The organism is Qipengyuania vesicularis (assembly GCF_019711415.1).
Classification (GTDB): Bacteria; Pseudomonadota; Alphaproteobacteria; order Sphingomonadales; family Sphingomonadaceae; genus Qipengyuania; species Qipengyuania vesicularis.
In genome coordinates, this window is sequence record NZ_JAIGNJ010000001.1 from 748,379 (window position 1) to 767,267 (window position 18,889).

The following is an 18,889-nucleotide window of genomic DNA, read 5'->3' on the forward strand; positions in this document are numbered from 1 at the left end:
CTTTAGGACCGTGTTCCAAGTGTTCCACGGTTCAGACTAGCAGGGATGGACATGAACGATACGGTCTTCACCTTCGGCGGCGATGCTCCGCATTCGAATGCGCGGCAGAAGGACAAGACGGTCACCGGCGGCAAAGGGGCAAACCTTGCCGAAATGGCGAGCATCGGCCTGCCGGTCCCTCCCGGCTTCACTATCGCAACCGAGGAATGCCTGAAGTATCTCGCGGGCGGCAGCGACTTCAGCGAGAAGCTGCGCTCGGACGTGATGCAAGCGCTGGCCCATGTCGAAAGGACGGTGGGCAAGGGCTTCGGCGACGCTTCCGATCCGCTGCTCGTATCCGTCCGCTCGGGTGCGGCGATCTCGATGCCGGGAATGATGGACACGGTCCTCAATCTCGGTCTCAATGACGAGACGGTGCAAGGCCTTGCTCAGACCAGCGGCGATGAACGCTTCGCCTGGGACAGCTATCGCCGCTTCATCCAGATGTATGGCGATGTCGTGCTCGGCGTCGATCACGGGCTGTTCGAGGAAGCTCTCGAGATCGCCAAGGAAGATAATGGCTATTACGCCGATACCGAGCTTTCGGCAGAGGAATGGAAGACCCTCGTCGCCGAATACAAGTCGATCGTCGAAGACGAACTGGGCAAGCCGTTCCCGCAGGACCCGGTCGAACAGCTCTGGGGCGCGATCAGCGCTGTGTTCGACAGCTGGGATACCGAACGCGCCAAGGTCTATCGCCGCCTGAACGACATCCCGCACGACATGGGCACGGCCGTGAACGTGCAGGCGATGGTGTTCGGCAATATGGGCGACAGCAGCGCCACCGGCGTCGCCTTCACCCGCGATCCGTCGACCGGCGAGAAGGCCTATTACGGCGAATGGCTGGTCAACGCGCAGGGCGAGGACGTGGTGGCGGGTATCCGCACGCCGCAGTATCTGACCAAGGCTGCCCGCGAGGCGGCCGGAGCCGACAAGCCGAGCATGGAAGAGGCCATGCCCGAAGCCTTTGCCGAGTTGGCGCGTCTCTTCGACCTGCTCGAGCGGCACTACACCGACATGCAGGACATCGAATTCACCGTGCAGCAGGGCAAGCTGTGGCTGCTCCAGACGCGCAGCGGCAAGCGCACCGCCAAGGCGGCGCTCAAGCTGGCGGTCGACATGGTGGGCGAGGGGCTGATCGACGAGCGGACCGCGATCCTGCGCGTCGATCCGATGGCATTGGACCAGCTGCTCCATCCGACGCTCGATCCCGATGCACCGCGGGATGTGCTGACGACGGGTCTTCCGGCATCGCCCGGCGCAGCCAGCGGCAAGATCGTGCTCGACGCCGACACCGCAGAGCTATGGGCCAATCGCGGTGAGAAGGTCATTCTCGTGCGCGTCGAGACCAGTCCGGAAGACATCCACGGCATGCATGCTGCCACCGGCATCCTGACGGCGCGCGGCGGCATGACCAGCCACGCCGCCGTGGTTGCGCGCGGTATGGGTCGCCCGTGCGTTTCGGGTGCGTCCCAGGTCTCGATCGCGCGGGAAGGGCGTACGCTCACCATCGGCAATCGCGAGTTGAAAGAGGGCGATGTGATCACGCTCGACGGCAGCAACGGCCAGGTGATGGCAGGCGAGGTCGCGACCATCGAGCCTGAACTTGCAGGCGACTTCGGTACGCTGATGGAATGGGCGGACAAGCACCGCCGCATGCGCGTGCGCACCAATGCCGAGACCGAGACCGACTGCCGCATGGCGCGCCAGTTCGGGGCTGAGGGCATCGGTCTGTGCCGCACCGAGCATATGTTCTTCGACGCCGACCGCATCAGCGCCGTGCGTCAGATGATCCTCGCCGACAACGAGGCCGGTCGCCGCGAGGCGCTGGCCAAGCTCCTGCCCGAACAGCGCGCCGACTTCGTGAAAATCTTCGAGGTCATGACCGGCCTGCCGTGCACGATCCGCCTGCTCGACCCCCCGCTCCACGAGTTCCTGCCGCATGGCGATGCCGAGTTCGAAGAGCTTGCGAAGGTGACCGGCAAGAGCGTCGATCAGCTGAAACGCCGTGCGGGTGAATTGCACGAATTCAACCCGATGCTCGGGCATCGCGGCTGCCGCCTCGGGGTAACCTATCCCGAAATTTACGAGATGCAGGCGCGCGCGATCTTTGAGGCGGCTTGCGAGGTCGCGAAATCGAGCGGCGAGGCGCCGGTGCCCGAAGTGATGATCCCGCTCGTGGCCACGCGCAAGGAACTCGAACTGCTCAAGGCAGTGGTGGACCGTGTCGCGGGCGAGGTGTTCGAGACGTCGGGCTGCAAGGTCGACTATCTTGTCGGCACTATGATCGAACTGCCGCGCGCCGCACTGATGGCTGGCGAGATCGCGGAAGTTGGCGAGTTCTTCAGCTTCGGCACCAACGATCTTACCCAAACGACCCTAGGCGTCAGCCGCGACGATGCGGGCCGTTTCCTCACCGACTATGTCGACAAGGGCATCTTCGCCCGCGATCCCTTTGTCAGCCTTGATGTCGATGGGGTTGGGCAACTGGTCGAGCTAGCCGCCGAACGTGGTCGCAAGACTCGCGAGAACATCAAGCTCGGCATTTGCGGCGAACATGGCGGTGATCCGGCCAGCATCGCCTTCTGCGAGCAGACCGGCCTCGATTACGTCAGCGCCTCGCCCTACCGCGTGCCGATTGCCCGGCTTGCAGCGGCACAGGCAAGCCTTCGCTAGTCTTTCCAGCCGGTTAGAGTCAGTATCTCGAAATTCTCGACCACGCGGCCCTGGTCGTTACGGGCCATGAGAAACGCCTCCCGAGCTCTTCCCAGCGCGGCCTTGCCAAGGGGTGGAGGCGTGTTGGCAAGCGAAGAAGAAAGTCCCTGGTCTCGCAGGTCGGAGACCAGCCTGTCGAGCGATCGATAAGCTACCTCAAGGCTACGGCTGTCGACCACCTGCCGCTTGAAGAGCGCCCTCTGCATCAGGGCCGAGGCCGCTGCATTGTCGATGAGCGGATGCATCCGCGCTGCAGGTCGATCGGGCTCCGCCGCGATCATCGCCCGGCGCAACTCGGCAAGGCTACCCGCACCGATCACCGAGGCGATGAGCATGCCGCCTTCGGCCAATGCTGCCCGCAGGTGCAGGAGCGCTCCGGGCAGATCGTTCACCCGGTCGAGCGAGGAGAGGCTGACGATCAAGTCGTAGGGTCCGCCTGCAAGGGGCTGTTCCTCGTCGACGGTCCGGACGTTCTCCTCCTCGACCAGCGACCCCCGGCCGCGCAAGGAAAGCGCGAGGGTGTGCGTCCAGTCGCCGATCACCAGCACTCGCGCGGGTTCGAACCGCATGAACTCGAGCCGGTCGAGCACGTCCTCGACCATATCGTCCAGCACATAGCGCGCGGCGTCGCGTTGCGACTGGCGGACCATTGCGCGGCGATAGCCCGCCTTGCGGCGGTCACGACTGAAAATGCGGGGAGGGCTCTTCGAATCCATCGCGCGACCACCTGCCCCGCTTGCCAGAACCATGCAAGCCGTGCAGCAGGAAGTAATGGGGAGAATAACCACGTTGCGACGGGCACTTGGCGATGGATTGGCGCCGTTCGTGGACATGGTCTACCCGCCGCGCTGTCCCGCTTGCGGGGAAGGGATCGGAGACCAGGGAGGGCTGTGCGCGGCTTGCTGGTCTGATCTCGCCATCCCGGGTGATCCCAGCTGCACCGCCTGCCAACGCCCCTTCGGCGAGGCCGGCCCGCCCGAAGGCTCGATCTGCGTGCCCTGCATGGCCGATCCGCCAATCCATGACGGGATTGCAGCCGGCACGCTCTATACCGAAACCTCGCGGAAACTGGTGCTGGCGTTGAAGCACGGACGCCGGATTGCGCTCGCCCCGATGCTGGCCAGGCTGATCGCAGCGCGGGTTCCGCGTGGCGACGAAGAACGCCTCGTCATTCCCGTTCCGCTTCATCGCTGGCGGCTGTGGCAACGCGGCTTCAACCAGGCAGCACTGCTCGGGCGCGAGCTCGAAAAGGCAGGATACGGTGAGTTGCTGGTGGATGGTCTTCATCGGACGAAGCGCACTCCCAGCCTCGGCGGAATGGGCGCGAAAGCCCGCGCCAAGGTGCTGTCGGGAGCAATCGTGGTCCCGAGACCCGAACTTGTCCGGTCGCGCGATATCCTGCTGGTCGACGACGTTCTTACGAGCGGCGCGACGAGCACGGCCTGCGTGAAGGCACTCAAGAAAGCGGGCGCCAAATCGGTCGTCATCGCCTGCTTCGCCCGCGTGCTGGACGAAGCCGTGCAGCATTCCCGATAAACGAAACGCCCGGAGTCCGAAAACTCCGGGCGCCACGTGACGAAATTTACCGGGCCTGTCTTGCGACTAAGTGCAGCCCCCCAGCATGCACCAGACCCTATCCCTCATCGTTACCGGATGCGCCGCTTGAAACCCCCATGCGGCTGCGGATCCGGGACCCCCTTGAACCTGGCGCTTCTCTGGCACCGCGTCCTGGCGGGCAGGCCTCACAAAACCTGCGAGTAGGTACATCTCCCAAGTTCGGCTTTCATCAAACAGCGAATAGGCGCTACTGTTGATTTTGGACACTCCTTGTGGTGATCCTGCAACAACCTGTCGCTTCTATACAATTTTGTGGAGCAATCGTGTCTTCCGAACCATCAACTCGCGAAACCGGATCGGTCTTCATGCCCAAGTTCGATGCAAGTGGGCTGCTCAGTGCGGTCGTGCAGGACAGCCAGAGCGGTCGAATCCTCATGGTCGCATTCATGGACCATGAGGCAGTGGACGCCACCATCGCGACGGGCATCGCCCACTTCCACTCGCGTTCTCGCGGAAAGCTCTGGAAGAAAGGCGAGACCTCCGGAAACGTGCTTCAGGTCGAGGAGATTCTCGTCGATTGCGACCAGGATGCGCTTGTGTTGCGCTGCAAGCCTGCGGGGCCGACCTGCCATACCGGGGCCACCAGTTGCCTTTACCGCAAGCTTGAAGATGGCATTCTCCAACCCGTCAACTCTTGACGCTTACGTAAACGTTGGGGTAGGGGACGGTCATGAACCAGCCGTTTCCCCATGCCGAGAATGATCGCCGCCATGCAGGGGCGCATCTCGATCGGCCCGACAAGCTCGAACGCGAACAATACTCTATTTCCGATCTCACCAGCGAGTTCGGTTGTACCGCGCGTGCGCTCCGCTTTTACGAGGACGAAGGCCTGATCGCTCCTTCGCGCGTCGGCCTGACCCGCATTTACTCCAAGCGGGACCGTGCGCGGCTCGCCTGGATAATGCGCGCCAAGAATGTCGGCTTTTCGCTCACAGAGATCCGCGAGATGATCGATCTCTACGATCTCGACGATGGCCGCGCCGAGCAGCGCCGTGTCACACTCGAGAAATGCAGGAAGCACGTCGCCAAGCTCAAGGCCCAGCGCGCTGACATCGATAGCTCGATCAAGGAACTGACCGAGTTTATCTCGCTTGTTGAAGAACAGGTCGAATAGCTTTCCAAACCTCCCCGGCGAGACGCCACCACAACGATACTCTCTCCAAGGACAAACAATGCCCACCTATACCGCACCCACCCGCGATACGCGTTTCATCATCAACGAAGTGCTGGAACTTGCCAGCTACGGAAACCTGCCCGGTTTCGAAATGGCGACCGACGATGTGACCGACGCGGTCATCAACGAAGGTGGCAAGTTCTGTGCCGAAGTTCTCGCACCGCTCAACCGCATTGGCGACGAGCATGGCTGCGTGCGCAATGACGATGGCTCGGTCACCACCCCTCCGGGTTTCAAGGAAGCCTTCGACCAGTTCCGCGAGGCAGGCTGGGGCACGATCGCCCATGACGAACAGTTCGGCGGGCAGGGCATGCCGCATGTTCTCGGCTTCGTGATGGAAGAATTCATCTCTGGTGCCAACCAGGCTTTCGGCATGTATCCGGGCCTCACCAATGGCGCGATCTCGGCGCTGGTGGCCAAGGGTTCGGAAGAGCAGAAGGCTATGTATGTGCCGAAGATGGTCTCGGGCGAATGGACCGGCACCATGAACCTGACCGAGCCGCATTGCGGCACCGATCTCGGCATGATCCGCACCAAGGCGGTGCCGAATGGCGACGGCTCCTATGCGATCACCGGGACCAAGATCTTCATCTCGGCCGGCGAACACGACATGAGCGAGAACATCATTCACCTCGTCCTCGCCAAGACCCCGGGCGCGCCCGACAGCACCAAGGGCATTTCGCTCTTCGTGGTGCCCAAGTTCATTGTGAACGAGGACGGCACTCCGGGCGAGCGCAACGGCGTGATGTGCGGCTCGATCGAACACAAGATGGGCATCCACGGAAACTCGACCTGCGTGCTGAATTACGACGGCGCCAAGGGCTGGATGGTCGGCGAGGAGAACAAGGGTCTCGCCGCCATGTTCATCATGATGAATGCCGCGCGTCTTGGTGTCGGCATCCAGGGCCTCAGCCAGGCCGAAGTCGCCTATCAGAACGCAGTCGCCTATGCGCTCGACCGTCGCCAGGGCCGCGCTCTGACCGGTCCGGCAGAGCCCGAAGCGCAGGCCGATCCGATCTTCGTCCACCCCGACGTTCGCCGTATGCTGATGGACGCCAAGTCCTTCACCGAAGGCATGCGTGCACTGGCCCTGTGGGGCGGCCTGCTCGTCGATTTGACGCACAAGGCGCAGACGGAGGAAGAGCGCGAGGAAGCCGACATGCTGCTCGGCCTCATGACCCCGGTCATCAAGGGCTACGGCACCGACAAGGGCTATGAAGTCGCCACCAACATGCAGCAGGTCTTCGGCGGCCACGGCTACATCGAGGAATGGGGCATGAGCCAGTTCGTCCGCGATGCCCGCATTGCCCAGATCTACGAAGGCACCAATGGCGTGCAGGCAATGGACCTGTGCGGTCGCAAGCTTGCCAGCAAGGGCGGCGCTGCGATCCAGGCCTTCTTCAAGCACGTCGGCGACGAAATCGCCGCGGCCAAGGAGGTCGACGAACTGAAGGACATGGCAGAGCAGCTCGAAAAGGCGCTCGGCCAGCAGCAGGCTGCGACCATGTGGTTCATGAACAATGCGATGCAAAACCCGAACCACCTCGGCGCGGGCGCGCATCACTACATGCACATCATGGGCATCGTGACGCTCGGCCTGATGTGGTTGAAGATGGCCAAGGTCGCCGCCGCCAAGGTCGGCAGCGCGGGCGACGAGAAGGCGTTCTACGAACAGAAGCTCGCCACGGCGCGCTATTACATGGATCGTTACCTGCCCGACGCCGGCGCCCTGCGCCGCAAGCTCGAAGCAGGCAGCGACAGCCTGATGGCACTGGGCGAGGACGCGTTCGCTACGGCCGCATAAGTCCAAGCCGCAGCATCACGCTGCTGGCCGATTGACGAGTTTGAGACGCGGGGTACCCCTTCCATAGGGCATCCCGCGTTTTGCCGTGATACTCGGGATTGAAAGAGCCGATGCGAGGCTAGCGTCGGTGGGGCGTGTAGGAAAATGGGATGTCTGCAAATGGGTGGAAAGCGGACGTTAGCTCTGAACTCGAAATGGATGGTTCGGGTTTTGCCGAACGAACTCTTCGACATCCTTCAGACGCTCGGGATACGGCTCGACATCTCGCCAACCAGTGTTGGGAAAAAATCGAAAGCCAGCACTCCAAAGCCTCTCGACTTTTTTCCATTGCTCTATGTCCGATTTCTTCGGTGCCTTAAACGCTCTGCCCATGCAGTGTGCTGGTTCTGCGCATTGAGGACAAATGGCCGCGCTATTTTCGGACAGTTTCCAAGACTTTCGGCACTCGAAACACACGTGAGCGGTAAGGTAATCCGGCCCACGATGCGTAGGCGGCACACTTGGACCGGGAATAGACCGGTTGCCAATCTCTTTGCGAATTTCCATGCGCTCAGACTTGGAGGGCGGTTTCTTCACTCGGAGGCAGATGCCCGAACATCTGAATGGCCGCAATCGGGTCGTTAGCTGTCGTTCAGTATTCCCTTACTCCGTCGGCAGGAAATCCGGCACCGAGAGATACCGCTCGCCCGTGTCGTAGTTGAAGCCCATGACACGGGTGCCCGCATCGAGCTCCGGCAGCTTCTTAGCAATCGCCGCGAGCGTCGCACCGCTCGAGATGCCGACCAGCAAGCCCTCGGTCGCCGCGCATTTGCGGGCCCATTCCTTAGCATCTTCCGGCTCGACCTGGATGGCACCGTCGATGGCTTGGGTGTGCAGGTTCTCAGGGACGAAGCCCGCACCGATGCCCTGGATCGGGTGGGGGCCGGGCTGGCCGCCGCTGATGACCGGGGAGAGGGTCGGTTCCACCGCATAGGCTTTCATGCTCGGCCACGTCTCTTTCAGCACTTCGGCACAGCCGGTGAGGTGGCCGCCGGTGCCGACGCCGGTGATCATCACGTCGATCGGGCTGTCGGAGAAGTCGGCGAGGATTTCCTTCGCCGTGGTGCGCTTGTGGACTTCGAAATTGGACGGATTGTCGAACTGGCTGGGCATCCATGCGCCTTCGGTCTGTTCGACCAGTTCCTCTGCGCGCGCGATGGCGGCCTTCATCCCGCCTTCCTTGGGCGTGAGGTCGAAGGTAGCGCCATAGGCCAGCATCAGGCGGCGGCGTTCGAGGCTCATGCTCTCGGGCATGACGAGCACCAGCTTGTAGCCCTTCACCGCAGCGGCGATGGCAAGGCCGATCCCGGTGTTGCCGCTGGTCGGCTCGATAATCGTGCCGCCGGGCTTCAGCTTGCCCGCCTTTTCAGCATCCTCGACCATGGCAAGCCCGATACGGTCCTTGATCGATCCACCGGGATTGGCGCGCTCGTTCTTCACCCAGACCTCGTGATCGGGGAAGAGGCGCGCGAGACGGATATGCGGGGTGCCGCCGATGGTTTCGAGTACGGATTGGGCTTTCATGGCATCTGCTCCTGGAGCTTTTCCTCTGGGGGTCGTTCTTGTAATTCTTCAGGCGGATCGAAGGTCCGCGTGGTCCTGAGAACCGGGAATAGTTTCGTCCATGCCGCAACGGTCACGATGGCGCCTGCGCCGCCGGTAACCACTGCTGCTACCGGACCTATCGCATAGGCGAGGCTGCCGGAAAAGAAGTCACCGAATTCATTCGAGGCGCTGATGGTCAGAAGGCTGACCGAAGAGACCCGGCCGCGCTTCTCGTCAGGCGTATGCAGCTGGATCAGCGACTGGCGGATATAGACGCTGAACATGTCCGCCGCACCGACGATGAAGAGCATGGCGAGGCTCAATGGCATCGATGTCGAGAAACCGAAGACGATGGTGGCGAGGCCGAATATGGCCACCGCCCAGAGCATTTTGGGTCCGACGTTGGTCTTGAGCGGACGGAAGGAGAAGTAGAGCGCCGTGATCGCTGCCCCGACGGCAGGAGCCATGGCGAGCTGAGCAAGGCCGGTCTCGCCGACCTCGAGGATATCGCGCGCATAGACCGGGAAGAGCGCCGTCGCCCCGGCAAGGAATACCGCAAACAGGTCGAGTGTAATCGCGCCAAGCACCATCTTGTTGCGCACCACGTAACGCACGCCCTCGACCATGGCATGAATTGGCCTTTGGTTTTGCGGGCGCGGCGGCTGCGGGACCTTGCCGATGAAGGAGAGCGAGGTGATCGAAACGAGGAACAGCCCAACCGCTGCGGCATAAGGCAGGGCGGGGAGAACCGCGTAAAGATAGCCGCCAAGCGCAGGTCCCACGATCATCCCAACCTGCCAAGATATGCTCGACAGCGCGATCGCGTTGGGCAGGATCGCCTTGGGGACGAGATTTGGGGCGAGCGCGGAGAATGCAGGGCCAGCAAAGGCGCGGGCAACTCCGAGCAGCACCGCGATCCCGAAGATCCACGGCAGGCTGAGCGTTCCACTCCACGTCAGCCAGGCAAGCAGGGCAGCACACACGAGCTGCAGGGCCACCATGAGGCGCCCGAGGTTGCGTCGGTCGAAATGGTCGGCAGCCCAGCCGGAGAAGGGCGTCAGCAGGAAAAGCGGGACGAATTGCAGGAGGCCGATCAGGGCGAGTTGGCCCGAAGCCTCCGCCACACCCATGCCGCCATCGCGGGCGATATTGTACGTCTGCCACCCGATGATCAGCATCATCGCATATTGCGCCAGCGTCATCGTGAGGCGCGAAATCCAGTAGGCTCGGAAGTTTGCTATCCTAAGCGGCGATGTCTCGGGGGAGGGCGCGGTGTCGGACGTCACCCCAAACGCATGGCAGGCGCCCCTTCGCTTGTGAAGAGACGCCTGCTTGCTCGTTTAGAAACGAATGTTGGCGCTCAGCGCATCTTCCGCAGGCGCGGATTGGGCTGGATCGTGTCGATCAGCGAAAGGAAATCGTCGACGCGGATGATACGCTCGAACTGGAAGCCCGCGCGATTGTCGCGGCACCAGATGCAATAGGCTTCGATCCGTCCGATAACCGGCAGCCGCACCACGACGCGCTCGCCGCGTGCGATGTTCTCCGCATCGTCGATCATGAAGCCGTTCGCAGAGATATTCGCGATATGCATGCGCATATCACCCTTGCCGTAATGCTCGGCAATGACCGGGTGGTCGACCGGGTGGCGCGCCATGCGGCGCTGATCGGTGACGCTGAGTTGTGCTCCGGCGCTCATGCGGTGTGAACCCTTTTCTATGTTCTCAAGACCGTCCCCCTATTCGCGCAGAAAGCCGAATATTTGGTAAACCGGGTCGAAAGATCGTCGAAAAGCGCGTTGTCCCGAGGCCGATCAGCGGCGGATGATGGCGTGCTTCTTCTTGCCCAGCGAGAGCTTGAGTTCGCTGCCTTCGGCGACCTCCACCAAGTGGCCCGGATCGGACACGGCCTCGCCATCGATCTTCACCGCGCCTTCGGCCAGCTTGCGCTTCGCCTCGCCATTGGAAGCGGTGAAGCCGAGCGCGGTCAGGACCGCGCCGATGCGCATTCCTTCAGGCCCGACATCGATCGCAGGCAGGTCTTCACCAGCGCCGCCACCGGCGAAAGTCTCTGCTGCGGTTCGTGCGGCCATTTCCGCCGCGTCGCGCCCGCGGACCAGCGCCGTGACCTCGTTCGCCAGCACGGTCTTGGCATCGTTGATCTGCGCACCCTCGAGCGATTCGAGACGGGCGATTTCGTCAAGCGGCAAGTCCGTAAACAGGCGCAGAAAGCGGCCCACGTCGCGGTCGTCGGCATTACGCCAGTATTGCCAGAAGTCGTAACTCGGAAGCTGCTCTTCATTGAGCCAGACAGCCCCGGCGGCAGTCTTGCCCATCTTCGAACCATCTGCAGTGGTCAGCAGCGGTGTGGTGAGTCCGAACAGCTCGCTCCCGTCCATGCGCCTGGCCAATTCCATACCGTTGACGATATTGCCCCACTGGTCGCTGCCGCCCATCTGCAAGCGGCAGTCATATCGCTGCGCCAGCTCGCGGAAGTCGTAGGCCTGGAGGATCATGTAGTTGAATTCGAGGAAGGTCAGCGGCTGTTCGCGCTCGAGCCGCAGCTTCACCGAATCGAAGGTCAGCATGCGGTTGACCGTGAAATGCGGACCGACATCGCGCAGCAGCTCGATGTAGCCCAGCTGGCTCAGCCACTCGTCATTGTTGACCATTACCGCATCGGTCGGCCCGTCACCGAAGGTCAGCAGACGTTCGAACACCTGGCGGATGCCCGCAATGTTTGCCTCGATGCCGTCATTGGTGAGCATCTTGCGGCTTTCGTCCTTGCCCGAAGGATCGCCCACCTTGGTCGTGCCACCGCCCATCACCACGATCGGCTTGTGGCCGGCCTGCTGGAGGCGGCGCAACATCATGATCTGCACCAGGCTCCCGATGTGCAGGCTGGGCGCGGTGGCGTCGAAACCGATGTATCCCGGCACGATCTGTCGCGCGGCAAGGGCGTCCAGTCCCTCCGCATCGGTAATCTGGTGGATATAGCCGCGCTCTTCGAGCAGACGCAGGAGATCGGATTGGTAGGTGCTCATGATGGAGCGCCCGCTAGCATGGGGATTCGGCTTTGGAAACGCATGAACTTGTCCCCCACCCGGCCTATCCGCCGCTGGAGGTGACCTCGGTTGCGGCGCGGATCGTTTCGCGCGACGAAAACTGGTTGCGGTTGCGCTGGCGGATTGAGGGATCCGGGAAGCTCATGGTCCCAGGCTTTGCCGGGAAGGGCAGGGCTGACGAGCTGTGGCGCACCACATGTTTCGAGCTGTTCCTCAAGCCCGAGGGCAAGGATGCCTATATCGAGTTCAACCTCTCGCCATCGGAGCGTTGGGCGGCCTACAACTTCACTTCCCGCCGCGACGGGATGACCGACCGGCCGGTCCCCCGAGAGCCCGAATGCACCATGCGTCAGGGTAGCAGCTTTGCGATATTCGACGCGGCGATCCCCGCTGCAGCCCTGCCGGATGGCGAATGCGCAGCGGGTCTGACCTGCGTTCTTGAGGAAGAAGGCGGGATCAAGAGCTTCTGGGCGCTCGGTCATCCACAGGATGAGCCCGATTTCCACGATCCGGCTTGCTTCACCGCGCGGCTTGATGCACCGACAACCGCATGAAATTCGGCATAGACGGCCTGATCACCGACAGCGAATTGCGCGCCCCGCTTGAAGGCAAGCGCGTCTCGCTGATCGCCCATCCCGCTTCGGTTACGGCACAGCTCGACCACTCTCTCGATGCACTGATCGCGCGTGGGATCAACGTGACTTCCGCCTTCGGACCGCAGCACGGCCTCAAGGGCGACAAGCAGGACAATATGGTGGAGACCGCAGACGAGACCGATCCGCGCTACAACATACCGGTCTTCAGTCTCTACGGGGAGGTGCGCCGCCCGACCGGCCAGATGATGTCGACTGCCGACGTCTTCCTCTACGACCTCCAGGATCTCGGTTGCCGCATCTACACCTTCGTGACGACGCTGCTCTACTTGCTGGAGGAAGCAGCGAAGTCAGGCAAGTCGGTCTGGGTTCTTGACCGGCCCAACCCGGCAGGCGGCCCGGTCGAAGGCACGCTCCTGCTCGAAGGGCAGGAAAGCTTCGTCGGTGCAGGGCCGATGGTGATGCGGCACGGCATGACCATGGGCGAAATGGGCCACTGGTTCGTCGAGCACTTCAATCTGGACGTCGACTACAAGGTGATCGAGATGGAGGGCTGGAAGCCGGGCAAGTCACCCGGCTTTGGCTGGCCGCAGGAACGCGTCTGGATCAATCCGAGCCCCAATGCCGCAAACCTCAACATGGCGCGGGCCTATGCCGGAACGGTGATGCTCGAGGGGACCACGCTGAGCGAGGGCAGGGGGACGACCCGCCCCCTCGAAGTCCTGTTCGGCGCCCCGGATGTCGATGCACTTGCGGTGCGCGAAGAAATGCACCGGCTAGCACCCATCTGGTTGCGCGGCTGCCATTTGCGCGAATGCTGGTTCGAACCGACCTTCCACAAGCACGCAGGAACGCTCTGCAACGGGTTGATGATCCACGCAGAAGGTCCGTTCTACGATCATCACGAATTCAAGCCATGGCGGCTGCAAGCGCTCGCTTTCAAGGCGATCCGCAATCTTTATCCGGATTACGAAATCTGGCGCGACTTTCCCTATGAATACGAGTTCGACCGGCTCGCGATCGACGTCATCAACGGTGGGCCCTCGCTGCGCGAATGGGTCGACGATGCTGAAGCCGACCCGCAGGATCTCGACGATCTTGCCGGAGCCGACGAACAGCAGTGGCGCGAAACCATTGCGCCGCACCTGATCTACAGCTGATCAGGCGGTTTTCTGATTGGCGAGACCAAGCTCACCAACACGAAACTGATGAGCATAAGGAGGTACCAGCTGCCCAGCTTGGCGACCGAAACCATCTCCCAGCCGTCTTCCTGCCCGGGATAGTTCCAAGCATTGGCGAAGGTCGCGATATTCTCCGCGAACCAGATGAACACCGCCACCAGCAGAAAGCCGAGCAGCAGCGGCATCCAGCGATGGACGCGCCAGTTGCGAAAATGGACCTTCGTGTGGCGGAATAGCCAGAAAGTGAGCGCGAAAAGCGCCAGCCTGATATCGGGCAGCCAGTGATGGGCGAAGAAGTTGACGTAGATGGCCACTGCCAAGGCGTAGGTCGCCCAGCGCGCAGGATAACCGGAGTAACGAAAATCGAAGATGCGCCAGACGCGCGCGATATAGCTGCCGACGCTGGCATACATGAAGCCGGAAAATAGCGGGACGCCAGCGATGTGGAGGAAGCTGTCTTCAGGGTAGATCCACGACCCCGCGGCCGTCTTGAACAGCTCCATCACCGTCCCGACGATATGGAAGATCAGGATTACCTTGGCCTCGTCCCAGGTCTCGAGCCGGAACAGCAGCATCCCGGCCTGTATCGCAATCGCAGCTAGAGTGAGAAAATCGTAGCGGTGGAGGAGAGCGTCGTCGGGATAGAAGAGATGGGTTGCCAGCAGAAGGGCCAGCAATAGTGCGCCGAAGAGACAGGCCCAGCCTTGCTTGAACCCGAACAGCAGGAATTCGTAGAGCCACAGTCGCCATCCGCTGCCGGGATCGAAGGACTCGAGGCGCTGCCGGATTGCCTCGAAGCGTGTGTGCTTCAACCGTTCACCCCTGCTTGCGGCTCAATTCGCGCATGGCATCGTCCAGCCCGTCGAGCGTGAGCGGGTACATCCGGTCGTTGACAAGATGCTTCATCACCTTGGTCGACTGCGAGTAGCCCCATTGCTTTTCGGGCACGGGATTGAGCCAGACAGTGGCGGGATAGGTGTTGACCACGCGCTGCATCCAGGTGGCGCCGGCCTCCTCGTTCATATGCTCGACGCTGCCGCCCGGGTGGGTGATCTCATAGGGGCTCATCGCCGCGTCGCCGACGAAGACGATCTTGTAGTCATGCCCGTATTTGTGGAGCACGTCCCAGGTCTTGGTCCGCTCCTGCCAGCGGCGGCGGTTGTCCTTCCACACGCCTTCGTAAAGGCAATTGTGGAAGTAGAAGAACTCAAGGTTCTTGAACTCGCTGGTCGCGGCGCTGAAGAGCTCTTCGGTTACCTTGATGAAGGGGTCCATCGATCCGCCAACATCGAGGAACAGCAGCAGTTTAACCGCATTGTGCCGCTCCGGCCGCATGTGGATGTCGAGCCAGCCCTGCTTTGCCGTACCTTCGATCGTGGCATCGAGATCGAGTTCGTCTGCGGCACCTTCGCGTGCGAAACGGCGCAGGCGGCGCAGCGCCATCTTGATGTTGCGGGTCCCGAGTTCCTTCGTGTTGTCGAGGTTCTTGAACTCGCGCTTGTCCCACACCTTGATCGCGCGCTTGTGCTTGCTCTCCCCGCCGATGCGCACGCCTTCAGGGTTATAGCCCGAATTGCCGAAGGGAGAGGTGCCACCCGTGCCGATCCACTTGTTGCCGCCCTGGTGGCGCTTTTCCTGCTCCTCGAGCCGCTTCTTGAGCGTTTCCATGATCTCGTCCCAGTCGCCCAGGCTCTTGATCTTCGCCATCTCTTCCTCGGAGAGAAACTTCTCGGCGACGGCCTTCAGCCAATCTTCCGGAATATCGACCGGATTCTGGCCATAATCGGTCATGATCCCCTTGAAGACCTTGGAGAAGACCTGGTCGAAACGGTCGAGGAGGCCCTCGTCTTTCACGAAGGTGGCGCGGCTAAGGTAATAGAAGTTCTCGGGCGATTGGCCGATCACTTCCTTGTCCAGCGCCTCCAACAGGGTGAGGTGCTCCTTGAAGCTTGCGGGAATACCTGCGGCGCGCAGCTCGTCGACGAAATTGAAGAACATGGAATAGCCCTATCGCGCAGCGCGGTTCTGCGCCAGTCCCTGCGCGCGCGTCAGATGGGAAATAGGGACAGGTTTAACGTGTCGCTAACCATTACTGCCTAGGAGGTGGACCCAGAAAAGACCAACGAGGGGTCACACGACAATGGAATTGAGCGCAATCGATGCACGGGGAGCATCGGCTCTTGATCGCATTCCCGAAGCCTGCGGCAAGGTAACTGTCGGCTGTTCCGACGTTGCCGGCATCGTCCAGGCAGTTCTCGATAGTTCGGGCGTCCTGCGTGCCGAGCATATCGAACTGCAGGGTACCGTCCGCGAACTGGAAGCAGACCAGCGCAAGGTTGCCGAAGCCAGCGACGAGGCGCGCATCCTGTCCGCCCGCGCAATCGAACGCCTCAACGAGGGTACGGCGCAGATCCAGTCGTCGCTATCGCAGATCACCAATCTCCTCGACCTCGTCGAGACCCTGGCCACGCATGTGACCGGATTTGCCGCGGCCATGGACCAGGTGAAGCGCTGCTCGCAGGACATCGAGCAGATCGCGGAGACAACCAATATCCTCGCCCTTAACGCTACGATCGAAGCAATGCGCGCTGGCGAGGCGGGACGCACCTTTGCCGTCGTGGCGAATGAAGTGAAGACTCTGGCAGGTGAAACCCGAAAGGCCACCGACGAGATTTCGGACGTAATCGAAACGCTCGGCAGCGAAGCCTCGATGGTGATCGAGCGCATCGAAGCCGGTGCTAAGGCCTCCAACGAAGCCAAGACCTCGGTTGCCAGCATTGATGCCACCATCTCCGGCGTGAGCCAGCTGGTGGAAGAAGTCGACCAGCAGAACGACCAGATCACGCGCGCTACGGGCATGATGACCGAACACGTCGACCGCGTTTCTTCGGTCCTCAACAGCTACGACCGTGCTGCCAACGAGAACGAGCAGCGGCTCGAAACCGCGCACGAGCGGATCGGAGAGCTGGAACTGACTGCGAGCGAGATGTTCGATCGCATCGTCAAGGCCGGGCTTTCACCGCAGGACAGCCAGCTCGTCGAGCGGGCCGTCAATCACGCGGCCAACCTCGCCCGTATCGCCGAAGAGGCGATCGACAGTGGCGAGCTTACTCTCGACGAGTTGTTCGACGACAAATACGTCCCAGTTCCAGGCACCAATCCTCAGCTCTATCGCAGCAAGGCTAGTGATTGGGCGGACCGCAAATGGCGCCCGGTGATCGATGCCGTCGTCGCCGAAGGCGGGCCGGTGAAGATGTGTTCGCCTGCCGACATGAACGGCTTCCTGCCGACCCATGTGTCCGAGCGATCGCGCAAGCCCACTGGCGATCTCACCCATGACACGAACTATTGCCGCAACGGGCGCATCATTCTCGAGCCTATCGATAAGAAGGCAAAGCAGAACTCCGACGACTACATGATGGCGGTTTATCGCCAGGAGGGTGACGGGAAGAACTACGTCGTGGTTCGCAACGTCTATGTACCTCTCGTCATCAAGGGCCGTCGATGGGGAGATTCCGAACTGGCATATACGCTCGGCTAGGGCAGGGAGCCACTGCAGCTTCGCCCGCAAGAATGCCCTTCCGTTCCGTCGGCATTCCATCGGCTGAAATCCGCAAAGGATGGTCAAACCTCGGTTAACCATTTTCGGTTACGAGATCAGGGTCGCGAAGAAATCCTGGAGTAGCTCTTGGACATTGCACCTTTCGAGAAAGACACCGCGCGGATCCTGGAAGATATTCCCGAAAGCTGCGGGAAGGTTGCGCTAGGGTGCAGCGAGGTTGCAGGTATCATCGATGCGGTGAGCCAATCCTCCGCGAACCTGCGCAGTGAACATGCGAAACTCGCGCAGACCATCTCGGAACTTGAAGCGGATCAGGATCGCGTAGCGCAAGCGAGCGACGAAGCGCGGTTGCTGTCCGAACGAGCCATCGTGCATCTGGGGGAAGGCACCAGCCTGATCCAGTCCTCGCTGGGCAAGATCAATTCCGTGCTCGAACTCGTCGAAACGCTTTCCCACCATGTCACCGGCTTCGCCGCGGCCATGGACCAGGTGCGGCGTAGCGCGAAGGATATCGAGCAGATTGCCGAAACGACCAATATCCTAGCCCTCAACGCGACCATCGAGGCAATGCGGGCGGGGGAAGCCGGCCGGACATTCGCGGTCGTGGCCGGCGAAGTCAAAGCGCTGGCCAGCGATACGCGCAGGGCCACCGACGAGATCACTGAAACGGTAGAGGCACTGGGTCTCGAAGCGGCGAACGTCATCGAACGGATCGATATAGGCACGAACGCCAGCGATGGTGCCCGCCAGTCCGTCAGCGAGATCGAGCGCTCGATCGTGGGCGTCGGCGATCTGGTGGAGGAGCTCGACAAGCAGAACGACCAGATCACGCGCTCGACGACCACGATCAGCACTCATGTCGACCGGGTACGGGGCGTGCTGGACAGCTTTGATGCTGCAGCCCGCCAAAATGAGGAAAGCCTCGGTCGATCGGTCGAGCGCATGCGCGCACTCGAAGGCACTGCCAGCGACATGTTCGATACCGTCGTCAGCTCGGGACTGTCGCCGTCGGACAGCGCGATGATCGATGTCGCCACGCAGTATGCCGAGAGAGTGAGGGCCGTCACTGAACAGGCGATTGCAGAAGGAAGGCTCCAGCGTTCGGCTCTCTTCGACCAGGATTACGTCGAGATTCCCGGCAGCAACCCGGTCCGCTACCAGACGTCGCTCACAAGATGGGCGGACGAGAACTGGCGACCGATCATTGATGATTGCCTCTCGCGCGGTCGACCGATCAAGATGCTTGGCCTGTCCGATACACAGGGCTTCATGCCGACCCACGCCACCGAGCGATCGCGCAAGCCGACCGGTGATCTGGAACACGACACTGTCTTTTGCAGGAATGGGCGCAAGATCCTTGGCGTTTCAGAACGACGGGCCAAGTCGAGCAATGCACCGCATATCATGGCGGTACATCGGCAGGAGGCCGCCAATGCGGGCTTCTACGTCGTACGCACAGTCTATGTCCCGATCCTGATCGCCGGCGAGCGCTGGGGCGATGTCGAACTGGCATATATCCTCGACGACAATGCCTGGCCGAAGCAATAACTACGACA

General features: G+C 61.7%; 16 protein-coding genes. 9 read left to right on the forward strand and 7 right to left on the reverse strand.

The window, feature by feature from the left end:
- Positions 1-51: 51 nt before the first annotated feature.
- Positions 52-2,715 carry a pyruvate, phosphate dikinase gene (ppdK, locus tag K3146_RS03765; RefSeq protein ID WP_221544839.1) on the forward strand — a complete coding sequence of 888 codons (2,664 nt, stop codon included), beginning with the start codon at positions 52-54 and terminating at the stop codon, positions 2,713-2,715.
- Here the strand turns inward: ppdK and K3146_RS03770 are convergent.
- Positions 2,712-3,470 carry a methyltransferase domain-containing protein gene (locus K3146_RS03770; RefSeq protein ID WP_221544840.1) on the reverse strand — a complete coding sequence of 253 codons (759 nt, stop codon included), beginning with the start codon at positions 3,468-3,470 and terminating at the stop codon, positions 2,712-2,714. The genes ppdK and K3146_RS03770 overlap by 4 nt on opposite strands.
- 115 nt (positions 3,471-3,585) lie before the next feature.
- On the opposite strand from K3146_RS03770, the gene K3146_RS03775 reads away from it, so the two are divergent.
- The 4 genes from K3146_RS03775 to K3146_RS03790 all read left to right on the forward strand — a co-directional run bounded on the left by K3146_RS03775 (position 3,586) and on the right by K3146_RS03790 (position 7,349).
- On the forward strand, positions 3,586-4,290 hold the full coding sequence (locus tag K3146_RS03775) for a ComF family protein (RefSeq protein ID WP_247711072.1): 705 nt from the start codon (positions 3,586-3,588) through the stop codon (positions 4,288-4,290).
- Between the two features lie 344 nt (positions 4,291-4,634).
- Positions 4,635-5,009: a phosphoribosyl-AMP cyclohydrolase gene (gene hisI, locus K3146_RS03780; RefSeq protein WP_221544842.1), complete on the forward strand. Its 375-nt coding sequence runs from the start codon at positions 4,635-4,637 to the stop codon at positions 5,007-5,009.
- Between the two features lie 32 nt (positions 5,010-5,041).
- Positions 5,042-5,485, forward strand: coding sequence for a MerR family transcriptional regulator (locus K3146_RS03785; protein ID WP_221544843.1), 444 nt, complete (start codon positions 5,042-5,044; stop codon positions 5,483-5,485).
- 58 nt (positions 5,486-5,543) lie between these two features.
- Entirely contained in the window at positions 5,544-7,349 is a 1,806-nt protein-coding gene (locus K3146_RS03790; RefSeq protein ID WP_221544844.1) for an acyl-CoA dehydrogenase C-terminal domain-containing protein, read from the forward strand.
- Positions 7,350-7,991: 642 nt separating this feature from the next.
- Here K3146_RS03790 and cysK read toward each other — a convergent pair.
- From cysK to tyrS, 4 genes are all read right to left on the reverse strand, one after another.
- A complete protein-coding gene (cysK, locus tag K3146_RS03795) occupies positions 7,992-8,912 on the reverse strand; it encodes a cysteine synthase A (RefSeq protein ID WP_221544845.1) in 921 nt (306 codons plus the stop codon).
- Entirely contained in the window at positions 8,909-10,135 is a 1,227-nt protein-coding gene (locus tag K3146_RS03800; protein WP_247711074.1) for an MFS transporter, read from the reverse strand. The genes cysK and K3146_RS03800 overlap by 4 nt, the downstream gene beginning before the upstream one ends.
- 158 nt (positions 10,136-10,293) lie before the next feature.
- Entirely contained in the window at positions 10,294-10,632 is a 339-nt protein-coding gene (locus tag K3146_RS03805) for a PilZ domain-containing protein (protein WP_221544846.1), read from the reverse strand.
- A 114-nt stretch (positions 10,633-10,746) separates the two neighbouring features.
- Entirely contained in the window at positions 10,747-11,976 is a 1,230-nt protein-coding gene (gene tyrS / locus K3146_RS03810) for a tyrosine--tRNA ligase (protein WP_221544847.1), read from the reverse strand.
- A 32-nt stretch (positions 11,977-12,008) separates the two neighbouring features.
- On the opposite strand from tyrS, the gene K3146_RS03815 reads away from it, so the two are divergent.
- Together K3146_RS03815 and K3146_RS03820 are read left to right on the forward strand one after the other, a co-directional pair.
- On the forward strand, positions 12,009-12,551 hold the full coding sequence (locus tag K3146_RS03815; protein ID WP_221544848.1) for a DOMON-like domain-containing protein: 543 nt from the start codon (positions 12,009-12,011) through the stop codon (positions 12,549-12,551).
- Positions 12,548-13,750: an exo-beta-N-acetylmuramidase NamZ family protein gene (locus K3146_RS03820; protein WP_221544849.1), complete on the forward strand. Its 1,203-nt coding sequence runs from the start codon at positions 12,548-12,550 to the stop codon at positions 13,748-13,750. Before K3146_RS03815 ends, K3146_RS03820 begins: the two co-directional genes overlap by 4 nt.
- Here the strand turns inward: K3146_RS03820 and K3146_RS03825 are convergent.
- Positions 13,741-14,583: a DUF817 domain-containing protein gene (locus K3146_RS03825; protein WP_221544850.1), complete on the reverse strand. Its 843-nt coding sequence runs from the start codon at positions 14,581-14,583 to the stop codon at positions 13,741-13,743. The genes K3146_RS03820 and K3146_RS03825 overlap by 10 nt on opposite strands.
- 4 nt (positions 14,584-14,587) lie before the next feature.
- The gene (locus K3146_RS03830) at positions 14,588-15,769 is read right to left on the reverse strand and encodes a vWA domain-containing protein (RefSeq protein WP_221544851.1); all 1,182 of its coding nucleotides are present in this window, start codon (positions 15,767-15,769) and stop codon (positions 14,588-14,590) included.
- Between the two features lie 142 nt (positions 15,770-15,911).
- Between K3146_RS03830 and K3146_RS03835 the strand changes: the two genes are divergently transcribed.
- Together K3146_RS03835 and K3146_RS03840 are read left to right on the forward strand one after the other, a co-directional pair.
- Positions 15,912-17,312: a methyl-accepting chemotaxis protein gene (locus tag K3146_RS03835; protein WP_221544852.1), complete on the forward strand. Its 1,401-nt coding sequence runs from the start codon at positions 15,912-15,914 to the stop codon at positions 17,310-17,312.
- Between the two features lie 147 nt (positions 17,313-17,459).
- Positions 17,460-18,881 (forward strand): methyl-accepting chemotaxis protein, encoded by a 1,422-nt coding sequence (locus K3146_RS03840; protein WP_221544853.1) that lies wholly within the window; start codon positions 17,460-17,462, stop codon positions 18,879-18,881.
- Positions 18,882-18,889 lie beyond the last annotated feature (8 nt).